General features: G+C 53.8%; 11 protein-coding genes. 4 read left to right on the forward strand and 7 right to left on the reverse strand.

From position 1 onward, the window contains the following. Positions 1-375 precede the first annotated feature (375 nt). Genes purT through Q9245_RS15460 form a run of 4 tightly spaced genes read right to left on the reverse strand, consistent with a single transcriptional unit; the run spans position 376 to position 2,907 of the window. Positions 376-1,575 (reverse strand): formate-dependent phosphoribosylglycinamide formyltransferase, encoded by a 1,200-nt coding sequence (purT, locus tag Q9245_RS15445; protein ID WP_305897992.1) that lies wholly within the window; start codon positions 1,573-1,575, stop codon positions 376-378. Between the two features lie 20 nt (positions 1,576-1,595). Further along, a complete protein-coding gene (locus Q9245_RS15450; protein WP_305897993.1) occupies positions 1,596-1,778 on the reverse strand; it encodes a DUF1289 domain-containing protein in 183 nt (60 codons plus the stop codon). Next, positions 1,775-2,308, reverse strand: coding sequence for a gamma carbonic anhydrase family protein (locus Q9245_RS15455; RefSeq protein ID WP_305897994.1), 534 nt, complete (start codon positions 2,306-2,308; stop codon positions 1,775-1,777). The genes Q9245_RS15450 and Q9245_RS15455 overlap by 4 nt, the downstream gene beginning before the upstream one ends. 17 nt (positions 2,309-2,325) lie before the next feature. After that, positions 2,326-2,907, reverse strand: a complete 582-nt coding sequence (locus Q9245_RS15460) for a CoA pyrophosphatase (protein WP_305897995.1) — start codon at positions 2,905-2,907, stop codon at positions 2,326-2,328. A gap of 95 nt (positions 2,908-3,002) precedes the next feature. On the opposite strand from Q9245_RS15460, the gene Q9245_RS15465 reads away from it, so the two are divergent. Beyond that, positions 3,003-3,581, forward strand: a complete 579-nt coding sequence (locus tag Q9245_RS15465; protein ID WP_305897996.1) for an NUDIX hydrolase — start codon at positions 3,003-3,005, stop codon at positions 3,579-3,581. Here Q9245_RS15465 and Q9245_RS15470 read toward each other — a convergent pair. Together Q9245_RS15470 and purL are read right to left on the reverse strand one after the other, a co-directional pair. Beyond that, positions 3,551-3,862 (reverse strand): NGG1p interacting factor NIF3, encoded by a 312-nt coding sequence (locus Q9245_RS15470; RefSeq protein WP_305897997.1) that lies wholly within the window; start codon positions 3,860-3,862, stop codon positions 3,551-3,553. The two genes, Q9245_RS15465 and Q9245_RS15470, sit on opposite strands and share 31 nt — an antisense overlap. Positions 3,863-4,294: 432 nt before the next feature. Continuing rightward, positions 4,295-8,200 (reverse strand): phosphoribosylformylglycinamidine synthase, encoded by a 3,906-nt coding sequence (gene purL, locus Q9245_RS15475; RefSeq protein WP_305897998.1) that lies wholly within the window; start codon positions 8,198-8,200, stop codon positions 4,295-4,297. 268 nt (positions 8,201-8,468) lie between these two features. On the opposite strand from purL, the gene mltF reads away from it, so the two are divergent. Further along, positions 8,469-9,998 carry a membrane-bound lytic murein transglycosylase MltF gene (mltF, locus tag Q9245_RS15480; protein ID WP_305897999.1) on the forward strand — a complete coding sequence of 510 codons (1,530 nt, stop codon included), beginning with the start codon at positions 8,469-8,471 and terminating at the stop codon, positions 9,996-9,998. Here the strand turns inward: mltF and Q9245_RS15485 are convergent. After that, the gene (locus Q9245_RS15485; RefSeq protein ID WP_305898000.1) at positions 9,995-10,492 is read right to left on the reverse strand and encodes a regulatory protein RecX; all 498 of its coding nucleotides are present in this window, start codon (positions 10,490-10,492) and stop codon (positions 9,995-9,997) included. The genes mltF and Q9245_RS15485 overlap by 4 nt on opposite strands. Positions 10,493-10,634: 142 nt before the next feature. Between Q9245_RS15485 and Q9245_RS15490 the strand changes: the two genes are divergently transcribed. Together Q9245_RS15490 and Q9245_RS15495 are read left to right on the forward strand one after the other, a co-directional pair. After that, entirely contained in the window at positions 10,635-13,100 is a 2,466-nt protein-coding gene (locus Q9245_RS15490; RefSeq protein WP_305898001.1) for a DUF349 domain-containing protein, read from the forward strand. A 191-nt stretch (positions 13,101-13,291) separates the two neighbouring features. After that, positions 13,292-14,500 carry an acetyl-CoA C-acetyltransferase gene (locus Q9245_RS15495; RefSeq protein ID WP_305898002.1) on the forward strand — a complete coding sequence of 403 codons (1,209 nt, stop codon included), beginning with the start codon at positions 13,292-13,294 and terminating at the stop codon, positions 14,498-14,500. Positions 14,501-14,525 lie beyond the last annotated feature (25 nt).

A 14,525-nucleotide genomic window follows, 5' to 3' on the forward strand; every position in this document is an offset into this window, starting at 1 on the left:
CAACTTTTTAAAGAGCGTTTGAGCTGCTGCTCAATCAAGGCCGCGAATTATACATCGTCTCGCCACCTTGTCAACCGTTAATTTTAACCGCTGTTTTCGTCTTCGAAAACGGCCGAAAAACTCACCGGCGTTACTGCTAAATCGTGGGGCGCATTCTACACTGAACCGCCACCCTGTCAACTGCTTTTTGAAGAATCTTTAAAACGTTTTCTTCAGAACTTTCAAGCAGTTACCGCTTCGGTACTGGCCGTGTTTAGTGGCTAGCCCCTCAAGCGAGATGCGCATTCTACAGACATCCCTGAGGGTGTCAACGGGCGATCTGAAATTTTCTCAAACTTTTCCAAATCGCCCACTTTCGGCCCTCAATAACGTGCTCTAGAGCTCCACCTTAACTTTACTCACGATGGCGACTGCACGCGCCCTGGCATCTTCAATTGTGGAGCCATGCGCAAGAGCCACCCCCATACGCCTTCTTCCTTTAAGCTCTGGCTTACCAAACAGCCGAATCTGGGTATCCGGCTCAGAAAGCGCCTCAGCCAACCCACTATAAGAGACGGACGTTGAATCACCTTCCGGAAGGATCACAGCGGATGCAGTCGCCCCTTTTTGTCGGATCGCCGGAACAGGCATACCCAATATTGCCCTAGCATGCAGGGCAAACTCTGACAGGTCCTGCGACATCAGCGTGACCAAACCGGTGTCGTGGGGGCGTGGCGATACTTCCGAAAACCAAACATCATCGCCTTTTACAAAGAGCTCAACACCATAGATGCCGTACCCACCGAGATCATTCACAACCGATCGTGCAATTTCGGTGGCACGTTCGAACGCTTTAACGGACATCGGATGGGGCTGCCAGGACTCCCGGTAGTCACCATCTTCCTGCAAATGACCTATAGGATCGCAGAACGAAATTCCATCGCGGTGCTTCACGGTCAACAGGGTAATTTCGTAATCGAAATCAACAAAACCCTCTACAATCACCCGACCACGGCCTGCCCTGCCGCCGCTTTGAGCGTATTCCCACGCGGACTCGATATCACTTTCGGTTTTTACGGTACTTTGCCCTTTGCCGGACGAGCTCATTACGGGCTTAACCACCAAGGGCATGCCAACTTCTTTTACCGCTGCCAAATATTCCTCGCGAGTACCTGCAAAGCGGTATGGCGATGTCGGCACTTTTAACTCTTCAGCGGCCAAACGGCGAATACCTTCCCTATTCATCGTTAGGTGCACAGCTCGAGCCGTGGGCACCACTCGATAGCCCTCTTCCTCCAGCTTCACCAACTCTGCGGTAGCAATCGCTTCAATTTCGGGCACGATCAGGTCAGGCTTCTCCAGCTCAACAATTTGCCTTAGCGCTGCGCCATCCAACATATCCACAACATGGCTGCGGTGCGCAACCTGCATGGCCGGCGCGTTCGCATACCGATCGATGGCAATTACTTCCACGCCAAACCGCTGGAGCTCAATAACAACCTCTTTACCCAACTCTCCTGAGCCACAAAACAAAACGCGCGTAGCGTTTGGAGTTAATGGGGTGCCGATACGCACGACATCGCCGGTTTCAGTCATTCCCGTTTACTTCCCGTTATTTAGATTTGAAATTTCTCTTCACGCTCGGCAACGCTTTTAAGCACTTCCCGCCGTTCGTCATCGGTCATGGAACTCCAGCGCAGGATCTCGTCGCCGGTTCGCTGACAGCCAATACAGATGTCATCGTCATTCAGTGCGCACACAGACACGCAGGGTGACCGCACTTTATCGCCAACTTTCATCGCTGTAGATCAACCTCTTTCAGCTTCGCTTGATAGCGCTGTGCGTTGTGCACGTAATGAAGCGCACCGATCTCCAACATCTTTTTCTGGTTGTCGGTCAGCTCCCGGCGAATCTTACCGGGCGAGCCTACCACCATCGAACCATCAGGAATCTCCATCCCTTCCGGTATCAGGGTGTTCGCGCCGATCAGGCAATGCTTGCCAATTTTGGCCCCATTCAAAACGACGGCATTAATGCCGATAAGCGAGTAATCCCCTACTTCGCAACCGTGCAGCATTGCCTTATGACCCACCGTCACCCCACGGCCAAGCGTGAGAGGAATACCCGGATCAGTATGCAGAACGGATCCATCTTGTACATTGGTCTCGGGGCCAATGGTGATCAATTCATTGTCACCCCGTATCACCACATTGAACCAAACACTGGACTTTTCCATCAGTTTAACGCTGCCGATAACGGTCGCGTTGTCGGCGACAAACTGTTCGCCCCCGCAGTACTCTGGCGTACGCTCATCAAGACTGTAAAACATCTCTCACTCCATTTGATTCAACGTGGTGGCTCAAGAATATCGATTTCAGCATCGTAAACCGTATTCAAAAAATCGACTAACACAATTGCGGACAGCCCCCAAATCTGGAAACGGTCCCACTTATAACAGGGCACATACAACGTGCTGTTCTGAAAACCGAGCGCATCAGTACGCTCCCGCTTGTCTTCCAGAAAAAAATCAATGGGTACCCGAAAGACACTCTCAATTTCATCGGGGTTGGGCTCGTAAGCGTGCTTTTCCGGGACGACACCCACATAGGGCGTGACAAGAATCCGATGAAGGGAAACCACCTGGCTCAACGGTGCAATCACGTTTACCTGATCCGGTGGCAGACCAATTTCCTCGTGAGTTTCCCGCAAGGCGGTCGCAGCGAGTGACGAATCTTCCGGATCACGCTTGCCGCCCGGATAGGCCACTTGGCCTCGATGAGTTTTCAGGTTTGCAGAACGCAGGGTAAAAATCATTTCGGGATTGCGAGCATTGTCAGTAATCGGCACCAGTATTCCCGCCTCGGGATAATCCAGAGCCAATTGCCTAGGCGCATAATTTAACAGCTTTTCCTGCAACAGATCCTGCACTCTGCTCTCCAATCAGATAGCAACATTGAATGAGACACAAGCAGCCGCGATCGTTAAACTGGCTACTATTGAACTCTCAGTATACGGGGAAAACGATGAAGTATTGCAGCACATGCGGCCAACAGGTTGAACAAAAGATTCCAGCGGGCGACAACCGATACCGCTATGTGTGCGTTAGCTGCGAAACCATTCATTACCAGAACCCCAGAATTATCGCGGGTACCGTTCCTGTATGGGATGGGAAGATTTTACTGTGTCGGCGAGCGATCGAACCCCGCTACGGTTACTGGACGCTACCTGCCGGGTTTATGGAAAATGCAGAAACAACCATCGAAGCGGCAGCAAGGGAAACGTTGGAAGAGGCTCTGGCCGAAGTAACCATCGACGGCTTGTACTCCATTATAGATGTCCCCCACATCAACCAGGTGCACATGTTTTACCGCGCAACACTGGTCAATGGAAGTTTTGGTGCTGGCGAAGAATCCCTGGAGTCGCGACTCTTCGCTGCAGACGAAATCCCGTGGGACGAAATTTCGTTCCCGACCGTTAAACGGACACTGGAATTTTTCCTGTCAGAGATGCCTTCAGGCAACTACGACCTGCACGTTACCGACATCCGCCCACCCAGCACCAAGCGAATCGATCAAAACACTTCCAGCCGAAACACTTCATAAGCCGGCTCTTCATACGGGTGGGCCTGCTTCAATGCTGCGATGGCCCCCTGTATCCGGTCTTCAACACAAACCAGCTCTACCTTAAACTCCGTAACCACTTCCAACTCCCCCTGCTCCCCCAAAAAAGGATCACTTCCTGCCAAGGGCCGAAACTGTCCCTTCCCCTGACACTGCCACGCACAACTATCGTAATCACCGATTTTCCCCGCACCGGCTTCAAAGAGCGCCCGCTTGGTAATCTCCAAATGACTCTCGGGAACAAAGTAACAAACCTTAAACATTGGCCACCTCAAATCGTACAAGTTTTGCTCAAATCGAGACTTTTCGAACTTACCCACAATTTCTGTGGATAACTCTGTGCAAAGTATTAGGGAATCTACTCTAAACCCTTATGAATACTGGCCTCACCTCAAATTGACGAGAAATTCGCCCATCAAATAAACTCCTTTATATTCAATAGGTTAAATGAAAAGCTCAAAAAGTGAACGCATATCCCTTTGTTTGTTCATAGTTCCACCAATTGAACCCTGCAAATGTGCATAAAAAACTTGAGTCAAGCCCTTGACCACCAGTTTTAGCACAAATCCTTCCGACAAATCGTACATTTATTGAGCGGACAAATACTTACACCACAAAAAAAGCCGACCGGGCGTTACCTCCCAAAAGGGAAGGCAAAGCCCGGTCGGCTTTTGCGCGAACCGGAGCGGCTTACATCAACCCAGCCAGCGCCTCGCATTACGGAACATGCGAATCCACGGACCATCTTCCTGCCAGCCATCCGGCCGCCAAGAATGCTGCACCGCACGGAACACACGCTCAGGGTGAGGCATCATAATGGTGACGCGGCCATCACGATTTGTAACGCCGGTAATGCCACCTTCAGAGCCATTCGGGTTGTATGGATAACGGCTAGTTACTTCACCACGGTTGTCCACATAACGCAGTGCTGCCAGCTTATTCTCAACCAGAGAATCCGCCGTATTACCCGCGGCAAACTCAATACGGCCTTCACCATGAGCAACAGCAATCGGCATACGCGACCCCGCCATGCCGTCCAGGAAGGCTGATGGAGACTGCGCCACTTCTACCATCACCAGGCGCGCTTCAAACTGCTCCGACTGGTTTCGTACGAAACGAGGCCAGCCTTCGCTACCGGGAATAAGTTCGTGCAGGTTGGACAGCATCTGACAACCATTACATACACCCAGCGCCAGAGTATCCTCACGGGTGAAGAAGCTGGCAAACTGGTCACGAACACGGTCGTTAAACAGAATGGACTTAGCCCAACCTTCACCCGCACCCAATACGTCGCCGTAGGAGAACCCACCACACGCTACCAAACTCTGGAAGCTCTCTAGTGAGATTCGGCCAGACAACAGGTCACTCATGTGGACATCAACCGCTTCAAAGCCAGCACGATCAAAGGCCGCTGCCATCTCAATCTGGCCATTAACGCCCTGCTCGCGCAGAACGGCCACTTTCGGGCGAGCGCCCGAATTGATAAATGGCGCTGCAACGTCCTCGTTAATATCAAACGTCAGATCAACGCTCAGACCGGGATCTTCAGCGTCGAGCAGGTTATCAAATTCTTCTTTGGCGCAATCCGCGTTGTCACGCAACGATTGAATCTGGAAACTGGTTTCCGCCCACAAACGCTGAAGATCAGCACGCGCCTCGTCAACAACGCTCTCACCGGCGAAGGTCAGCTCAATTCGATCAGACTCGTTCAACGTACCGATAACACCGGTATGATCACCAAGGCCGGCAGCGGAGAACTGCTGAAGTACGAATTCTGTATCTTCTCGGCGAACCTGCACCACAGCACCCAGCTCTTCGTTAAACAGCTCGCGAGCGAATTGAGAGCTGTCTTCTGCCAAACCGTCCAGTTTAACGCTGACACCGGTGCGGCCCGCAAAGCTCATCTCTGCCAACGTCACGAACAAACCACCGTCAGAGCGGTCGTGGTAAGCCAACAGCTTGCCGTCAGAATTCAGCCCCTGAATCACCGCGAAGAAAGCTTTAACGTCTTCCGGATCATCCAAATCCGGTGCTACTGCACCGACCTGACTGTACACCTGAGCTAGCGCCGAGCCGCCCAAACGATTCTGGCCGGCGGCCAAATCAATCAGGATCAGATCTGTTTCACCTGCATCGGTGCGCAACTGCGGCGTCAGCGTGCGAGCCACGTCAGTTACCGGCGCAAAACCACTCACAATGAGTGACAGCGGCGACGTAACACTCTTCTGTTCGCCGTTTTCTTCTTCCCAAGTGGTCTTCATAGACATGGAGTCTTTGCCCACCGGGATAGTAATCCCCAGTGCGGGACACAACTCCATACCGACCGCTTTAACGGTTTCATAGAGATTTTCATCTTCACCGGGATGCCCGGCAGCAGCCATCCAGTTGGCGGAAAGCCGGATATTGGAAAGTTTTTCAATCGGCGCAGCAGCCAAATTCGTAATGGCTTCACCCACCGCCATACGGCCAGATGCGGGTGCATCGATTACCGCCAGCGGTGTGCGCTCGCCCATGGCCATGGCTTCACCGGCACGGACGTCGAAAGACGCGGCAGTTACGGCCACGTCAGCCACTGGCACCTGCCAAGGACCGACCATTTGATCGCGAGCGACCAAACCCGTGATCGTGCGGTCACCAATGGTAATCAGAAAGCTCTTGGAACCGACTGACGGCAACCGTAGTACACGGCGAATGGCGTCTTGCAGGTCGATTTTCGAAGAATCGAAGATCGGCTTGGTGAAAGACGCACGCGTGACACTCCGATGCATTCTCGGCGGCTTGCCGAACAACACATCCATCGGCAGATCAACCGGCTTGTCGTTGAAGTACGAATCCGCCAGTTCAAGATGGTGCTCTTCGGTCGCTTCGCCAATGACCGCGTACGGGCAACGCTCACGGCGACACAGAGCGTCAAAACGCTCAAGATCTTCCGGCGCTACGGCAAGAACGTAACGCTCCTGGGATTCGTTACTCCAGATTTCCAGAGGCGACATGCCCGGCTCGTCGCTGGGAATGTCCCGCAACTCGAACTTACCGCCACGGCCACCATCTTTGACCAGTTCCGGCATGGCGTTCGACAAACCGCCAGCACCCACGTCGTGGATAAAGCAGATAGGGTTCTGCTCACCCAACTGCCAGCAACGGTCAATCACTTCCTGACAACGGCGCTCCATTTCAGGGTTATCACGCTGAACAGAGGCGAAATCAAGGTTTTCGTTACTGGAACCAGAATCCATAGAAGAAGCTGCGCCGCCACCCAGACCGATCAGCATGGACGGGCCACCCAGAACAATCAGCTTAGCGCCAACAGGGATATTGCCCTTCTCCACATCCTCTTCACGGATGTTACCCATACCACCGGCGATCATGATCGGCTTGTGGTAGCCGCGCACCTCTTCGCCGGCTGCGCCCGCGACTTTTTCCTCAAAGGTACGGAAATACCCGGTCAGGTTCGGACGGCCGAATTCGTTGTTGAATGCCGCGCCACCAATTGGACCTTCAATCATGATGTCCAATGGCGAAGCAATACGGCTGGGCTTCCCATAACCAAGCTCCCACGGCTGCTCGTCGCCCGGGATGTTCAGGTTGGATACGGTAAAGCCAGAGAGACCTGCTTTTGGCTTAGAGCCTCGGCCTGTAGCGCCTTCGTCACGGATCTCACCACCGGAACCGGTCGCAGCACCGGCAAACGGAGCAATCGCCGTCGGGTGGTTATGCGTTTCAACCTTCATCAGGATGTGCACAGGCTCACGGTTATAACTGTACACACCGGTACCCGGAGCCGGGTAAAAACGACCTGCTTCGCTACCTACAATCACAGACGCGTTGTCTTTATAAGCAGACAAAACGCCTTCACTGTTCATCTCGTAGGTATTCTTAATCATCGCGAACAGGGATTTGTCCTGGGCTTCACCATCGATATCCCAAGAAGCATTAAAAATCTTGTGGCGGCAATGTTCGGAGTTCGCCTGAGCGAACATCATCAATTCAACGTCGGTCGGATCACGCTCGAGTCTGATGAAGGACTCGACCAGGTAATCGATTTCATCATCAGCCAGAGCCAGCCCCAAACGTGCATTGGCCTCAACCAACGCCGCGCGACCACCGGACACAATCGGAACACGGCCCAAGCGGCGTGGCTCTTCATTGCTGAACAGAAGCTCTGCCCCACCCATTTCGTGGAAGACCTTCTGCGTCATACGGTCGTGCAGAAGTGCCGCGATTTTCTCGCGCTGTTCCAACCCCAGTTTTTTACTGGAGCGAATATAGTAAGCAATACCACGTTCAATTCTACGGATCTGTCGCAGACCACAGTTACGGGCAATATCGGTCGCTTTACTGGACCAAGGAGACAGAGTGCCGGGGCGTGGAACCACGAGGAATAAAACTCCATCCTGCGCTTCTACTTCAACACTGGGCCCATAAGTAAGCAGCCGGTCCAGAATCGCCTGTTCGGTATCGGACAGGTCGTCATCTAGATCCACAAAGTGCATAAACTCAGCATAAACATGCTCTACATCCGGAACCATGTCCTGGATGCGGGAATGCAATTTGCGGGAACGAAAGGGCGAGAGCGCTGGCGCGCCGCGAAGTTCAAGCATGATATCAACCTGTATCGCGCGAAGAATCGGGGGACGTCTTTCTGAAAGGCGGCAATGATACTTGAAACTGGCGCAAGGATACAGGGTAAGCTGACGCCTTTCTCAGGTGTATAATGGAACCGGTTCTGGTGATTACGTATCCACGATAATTGACCACGGAGGCACAAGAAGAGATCATCACATGTATGCAAGGATTGCATGAGGCATCAAACAACAGGCAAGTGGCTTAAGTCACGCAGTTTCCTGAACATTGGGCTTTGCGGAGCGCATGGATTTGTCACAGATCATCAAAAAGTTCCAAGGTAATCGAGCTGTATTCACGTTGATTCTGGCCACTCTGGTAGCCACCGGCGGATGCACTCAACCCAGCACCTTGCAAGAAGTAAAGAACGAAGGGGTGTTGCACGTAATTACCCGTACTGCACCGTCTGTCTATTACGAAGACGAGGGTGGCGCTACCGGTTACGACTACGAACTTGCACACCGATTCGCCGATGAGCTGGGCGTTGAGCTGCGGGTTCGGGTAGCGAAAGACAACTCCGAAATTCTCTCCGTGCTGAAGCGCAACTACGCCCATATCGGTTTGGCTGGGTTGGTGAATCGCCCCGATTTCGCTGCCGAATTCCATCCGGTTCCAACGGGCATCAATGCACAGTCCATTGTGATCTATCACCGCGACCACCCGGCACCTGATTCAATGGCAGAGTTATCTGGCCAGACCTTACATTTGCTAGCCGACAGTAATCATGAGCATGTTATCGATGTCGCCGCCGGCGACCTGAAGCCGGAAATTCGCATACACCCCGGCCTGGATGCAGAAGGATTGCTGGAAAAGGTCAACGCTGGCGAGTTGCCATACGCCGTCATCGCCTCGAACGAGCTCGACCTGAATCACGTCTTTTTCCCGATGGTCAAGGAAGCGTTTGCACTGAACGAGCCACAAGAACTCGTTTGGCTTTTCCCGCCGCAACAGGATGAAACCCTAGCCAATGCCGCCCGGCTGTTTATGGAGCGGGCCAACGAGGACGGCTCGAAGGCTCAGCTGGCCGAACGGTTCTACGGGCACCTGGATCGGCTGAATTACGTGGGCGCTCGCACCTTCATGCATCACCTTGAAAATCGGCTGCCGCGGTATCAAGCCTTGTTTGAACGGCACGCCCGAAAAATTGGTATGGATTGGCGGCTTCTGGCTGCCATTGGCTACCAGGAATCCCACTGGCGCCCGAATGCGGTGTCTCCCACAGGGGTTCGCGGGCTGATGATGCTCACCAGAACGACAGCCAAATACATTGGCATCAACAACCGCCTTGATGCCGAAGAAAGCATCAAAGGGGGTGCCCGCTATTTCAGCATGGTGCATGAGCGAATTCCGGACCGAATTCCCGAACCTGATCGAACCTGGTTCGCCTTGGCCTCTTACAACGTAGGCTATGGTCACCTGGAGGATGCTCGCAGGCTAACCGAGTCAGCCGGGCGGAACCCGGACCGCTGGATGGACGTAAAAGAATTCCTGCCATTGCTGGCGAAGAAAGAATGGTATTCGAAGACCCGTTTTGGCTATGCCCGAGGGCACGAGCCCGTCACTTACGTTCAGAATATTCGACGCTACTACGACGTGCTGGCGAGAATACCGGCAATGGAGCCAAAGAAGCCGTCTCCGCCCGAACAGCCGCCAGCGCTGGACACTCCCAACAACCTCGCGGGCGCAGACGATTCTGAGCCAGCCTCCCCCAACGACCGGGCAGATCTGAGGGCCGCCCTGCCCCCTGAACTCAGCGTAATACCGCCCACGCTTTAAACTTCATCGCCACCCCAAAGCTGCTCGGCGTTATCAATTTTTAAGGCTCGTTCTACCTGAGCGGAGGAAAAACCGCGTCGAGCCAGAAATCTCGCCTGCCGGAGCTTCTCAGACAAGTCATCACTCAAGCGATTCAGCCCGAAACGTTTTTCGCGCAATTCGGCTGCCGCCCGAGCCCACTCGGCGTCGGTCTTTTCCGCCACGCAGTCCGGAAGAAAGTGCACACCCCGTTGTTGTAGCTCTGACATAATCCGTATCGGGCCATAGCCTGCATCTATCCGTTGGCGACTGTAGACCTCTGCGAACCGATGGTCGTCCAGCCAGCCCTCCTGTTCGTATTCATCAAGCACCAATTCAATGACAGGCTGTTCGAGCTTCCTTTGGCGTAATTTCAACGAAAGCTCCTGACGACTGTGCTCCCGGCGCGCTAACAAGCGTAACGCTACCGAGCGGGCGTTATACTCCGGATCATCGTGTTTTGAATCTTTTCCCATGTAGCCCCTTCCCGCATGCGCCAGCTAAACGCTAGACTAGCGCCCGATGTTACAACTATCCGGCATGCAACACATGCCGATGGCCGGTGCCGTGCTATCCGCCGCCACCGCTGACTGGTTTCAATCCCGAAGGATACCTTTTATGGCTGCATTTATTCAGAAACTGTTCAAGTCCCGCAAAACAAAAGCGACCTCCAGTTCCAACTCCCAGGCTAAGCCTGAAGCAAAACAGCCTGCCGAGGTAGATCAACGCAATGAACTTCGGGAAACTCAGCAACAACAGCTGACGAACACTCCAGAGCAGTCAGTTTTGGCAACGCTTGCAGTAGACGGTGTTACCGCTGCTATCAGGCTCGAAGCGGCAAAAGGACTGCACGACGAAGCGTTGCTTCAACACGTTCAAAAAAACTCGAAAGGTCGGGACAAAAGCGTTTACCAGACTGTCCGGCAATCACTTCAGCGCTTGCGTGAGCAGCAGGCCCGTGAAGCCGCAACCCGCCAGCGAGTCAGTGATCTGGTCGCACAAGCCAAAGACCAGGCCAGCAGCGAAAACACCAAACTGTTCAAAGCCCGTCTTGAGGCATTACAAGAGCAATGGCAAGCGGTAAAAGACGACGCCAGCTCAGAGCAATCGCAACACTTTCTGGAAGCGGTACATGCTTGCCAAAAGCGTTTGCAGCAGATTGAACATGCTCAACAGGAAGAAGCGCGCGAGCAAGAACAGGCACGCCAGCGTACCGAAACACTCGAACTGCTCAAAAACACGCTGACCGACCTCAAACAGCAAGACGCCAACGACCTGCCTTCTCCCTCGGCTCTCGACGCCCTCCAGAAAACACAAGAGAACCGCTGGCTGGAAGCGACCAGAGACACCCACGTTGAGAAAAGTGAACAAAAAACCTACGAACAGCAGATGCAGACACTCCGCAGCTGTTTGAACGCTGTTCGCTGGCTGGCGCAGGAAAAAGACACTTTGACCGCGCTGGCACAAGCGGCTGAATCAGGCGAAGCCACGGACGAGCACCGAACCAAAGCGACCGAACTGCTCCAGCAACTGGAATGGCCTGCCGAGCTATCTCAGCCCGCTGCCTTGGTTCAGGTTCGCAGGCTCACCGGCAAACGACAAGCACCGAAACAGAACGAAGGCCAGCGAGAAAAGCAGCAAGAGATTGCGAGCAAATTGAAAAGCGCTTTACCAGAATTGGAAGCCGCTCTCGAGGCTCGCCAATTCAAAGAGTCCAAGCAGCTGTTCAAAACCGCGCAGAACCTCTATCAGCAATTGGACCACGGTCACCGGAAAAACCTGCAAGCACGCATGCAGTTGCTTACAGGCCAGTTTCGCGAACTGAGCGATTGGCAAGGTTTTGCAACCGAGCCCAAACAAATCGCCCTGTGCGAGCAGATGGAATATCTGGCCGAGCAACCCATGGACCCGGAAGCCAAAGCGGAACGGATCAAAGAACTGCAAGGCGAATGGCGCAACTTGGGTGGATCGTCAGACCGAACCCTTTGGACCCGGTTCAAAGCCGCCTCAGATCTGGCTTACGAGCCCTGCAAAGCCTATTTTGAAGCCAAATCCGACCTGAAGCAGGCAAATCTGGATAAACGAAAAGCGATCTGCGATGAACTGTCCAATTTCCTCGACAACGCCGACTGGGCATCCATTGACTGGAAGGCCATTGAACGTATCTACCAGACCGCAAGGCAGGAATGGAAAGAAGCCTGGCCGGTTGATTTCCGAAACAACCGGTCGGTACAGAAACAGTTTGATGAACTGCTGAAACGATTGGAACAACCACTGGATGAAGAGCGCAAAAAGAACGAAGCCTTGAAGCAATCCATTGTGGAGAGAGCTCAGGGGCTGATTGATCATGAGCCGCTGCAGGAAGCCATGGATCAAGCCAAATCCTTGCAAGCTGAATGGACCAGCATTGGCATTACACGGCACCGCGAGGACCGCAAGATGTGGCAGGCATTCCGCAAAGCCTGCGATCAGATTTTTGCCCGTCGCGAGGCCCAGCGCACCGAGCAGCAACATGCCAGCCAATTGGCCGACCAGGCCGCTCAAGAAGTCTTGAGCCAATATCAGAGCATTGATGCCGATGCAGACGAGACGATTCTGAGCGAAGCCCGGCAAGCCATTCAACCGCTGTCCAACCAACCTTTATCGCCGGCGATCAAAGAACAGGTGCAGCAGCTTAAGCAGAAGCTCAACCGGGCCGCGGAGCTGAAAAAGTTTCAGCAAACGGTGTCCGACTGGCAAGCGTTCGTCAGCGACAAAGTTGAGCAAAAACTAGCAAGCGAAACTGCGCCCAAACACTGGTTTAATCTGGTCAACGCCGCTGGCCCGATCAACGGGCGAGATCTGGCCATCCGGGCAGAGATACTGACAGGAACACCCACACCGGAACAAGATCAGCCCCGCCGCATGGAGATTCAGGTGCAGCGGCTCAGCGATGGCATGGGAAGCACCGACAATGCCTCTCCCACCCAGGAACTCGAGAAGCTGGTTGCACTTTGGTGTTTGCATCCGGACGTTGAAGATACCTCAGCAGAAAATGCAGAACGGTTGAAGCAGGCATTAACCAGCCTGACCCAAACCAGCTGATCACAACGTATTGATCACAAGCCTCCCAATCCCTGACCGGCCCAGCCGCTCAGGGATTTTTTTATCACCGGCATACTCCTGAGCAAATAGGCCAATGGGATTGGCAGGCACTGTCATTACTCCGCCCGCACCATAACGGCTATGGTTAGATAACTGACGTATTCCACAAAACAACGAACAGAGGAACGAGCATGTCCACCGAGGCGTATATCTTTGATGCAGTCCGCACCCCACGCGGGCGTGGCAAGAAAGACGGTTCACTGCACAGCGTCAAACCCATTACATTGCTGAGCGCGGTGCTTGACGCTCTGCAAGAACGCAACCAGCTGGATACTGCGCAGGTAGATGACATCGTCATGGGCTGTGTGACCGCTGTTGGCGATCAGGGTGCCGATATCGCCAAAACGGCGGCTCTGGCATCAGGTTGGGACGAGAAAGTAGCCGGCGTAACACTCAACCGCTTCTGTGCTTCAGGCCTTGAAGCTGTCAATCTGGCAGCCATGAAAGTTCGTTCCGGCTGGGAAGACTTGGTGGTTGCCGGTGGTGTTGAATCCATGTCTCGCGTTCCGATGGGATCTGATGGCGGCGCTTGGGCGACGGATCCCGAAACCAACCTGGAAACCGGCTTCATGCCGCAGGGTATTGGTGCGGACCTTATCGCAACCCTTGAAGGTTTCACACGAACAGATGTTGACAACTTTGCTGTTCGTTCCCAGCAAAAGGCCGCCAACGCTTGGGAACAAGGTTACTTCGCCAAATCCATCGTTCCAGTGACCGACAATACCGGCGTCACGATTTTGGATCACGACGAATTCATTCGCAGCAACACCACTGTGGACTCACTGGCTGGTCTCAAGCCCTCATTCCAGATGATGGGCGAGATGGGTTTCAACAGCGTGGCACGTGAGAAGTACCATTACGTCGAGAAAATCAACCACGTTCACCACGCCGGCAACTCCTCGGGCATCGTGGATGGCGCAACTGCGCTGCTGATCGGCAGTGAAGCCAAAGGCAAAGAGCTGGGCTTGAAGCCCCGCGCCCGTATTGTCGCAACGGCAGTCACCAGTACCGACCCCACTATCATGCTCACCGGCCCGGCGCCGGCTGCTCGAAAAGCGTTGGAAAAAGCCGGACTGACGATAGACCAGATCGACCTGTTTGAAGTGAACGAAGCCTTCGCCTCCGTCGTGATGCGTTTCCAGAAAGAACTGTCTGTTCCGGACGAGAAAGTGAACGTCAACGGCGGTGCTATCGCCATGGGCCACCCTCTGGGCGCGACCGGTGCCATGATACTCGGCACCCTGCTCGATGAACTTGAGCGCCGCGAACTCCGCTACGGCCTGGCCACTCTTTGTGTCGGCGGCGGCATGGGTATTGCCACCATCATTGAACGCGTTTGAACCCACTTTCAAAATAAGGAACAGA

This window comes from Marinobacter sp. MDS2 (assembly GCF_030718085.1).
Lineage (GTDB): Bacteria > Pseudomonadota > Gammaproteobacteria > Pseudomonadales > Oleiphilaceae > Marinobacter.

What these genes read in the sequence shown, in the direction of transcription:
- purT (WP_305897992.1), bottom strand. Translation starts at nt 1,575, where the DNA reads ATGACTGAAACCGGCGATGTCGTGCGTATCGGCACCCCATTAACTCCA.
- Q9245_RS15450 (WP_305897993.1), bottom strand. Translation starts at nt 1,778, where the DNA reads ATGAAAGTTGGCGATAAAGTGCGGTCACCCTGCGTGTCTGTGTGCGCA.
- Q9245_RS15455 (WP_305897994.1), bottom strand. Translation starts at nt 2,308, where the DNA reads ATGTTTTACAGTCTTGATGAGCGTACGCCAGAGTACTGCGGGGGCGAA.
- Q9245_RS15465 (WP_305897996.1), top strand. Translation starts at nt 3,003, where the DNA reads ATGAAGTATTGCAGCACATGCGGCCAACAGGTTGAACAAAAGATTCCA.
- Q9245_RS15470 (WP_305897997.1), bottom strand. Translation starts at nt 3,862, where the DNA reads ATGTTTAAGGTTTGTTACTTTGTTCCCGAGAGTCATTTGGAGATTACC.
- purL (WP_305897998.1), bottom strand. Translation starts at nt 8,200, where the DNA reads ATGCTTGAACTTCGCGGCGCGCCAGCGCTCTCGCCCTTTCGTTCCCGC.
- mltF (WP_305897999.1), top strand. Translation starts at nt 8,469, where the DNA reads ATGGATTTGTCACAGATCATCAAAAAGTTCCAAGGTAATCGAGCTGTA.
- Q9245_RS15485 (WP_305898000.1), bottom strand. Translation starts at nt 10,492, where the DNA reads ATGGGAAAAGATTCAAAACACGATGATCCGGAGTATAACGCCCGCTCG.
- Q9245_RS15490 (WP_305898001.1), top strand. Translation starts at nt 10,635, where the DNA reads ATGGCTGCATTTATTCAGAAACTGTTCAAGTCCCGCAAAACAAAAGCG.
- Q9245_RS15495 (WP_305898002.1), top strand. Translation starts at nt 13,292, where the DNA reads ATGTCCACCGAGGCGTATATCTTTGATGCAGTCCGCACCCCACGCGGG.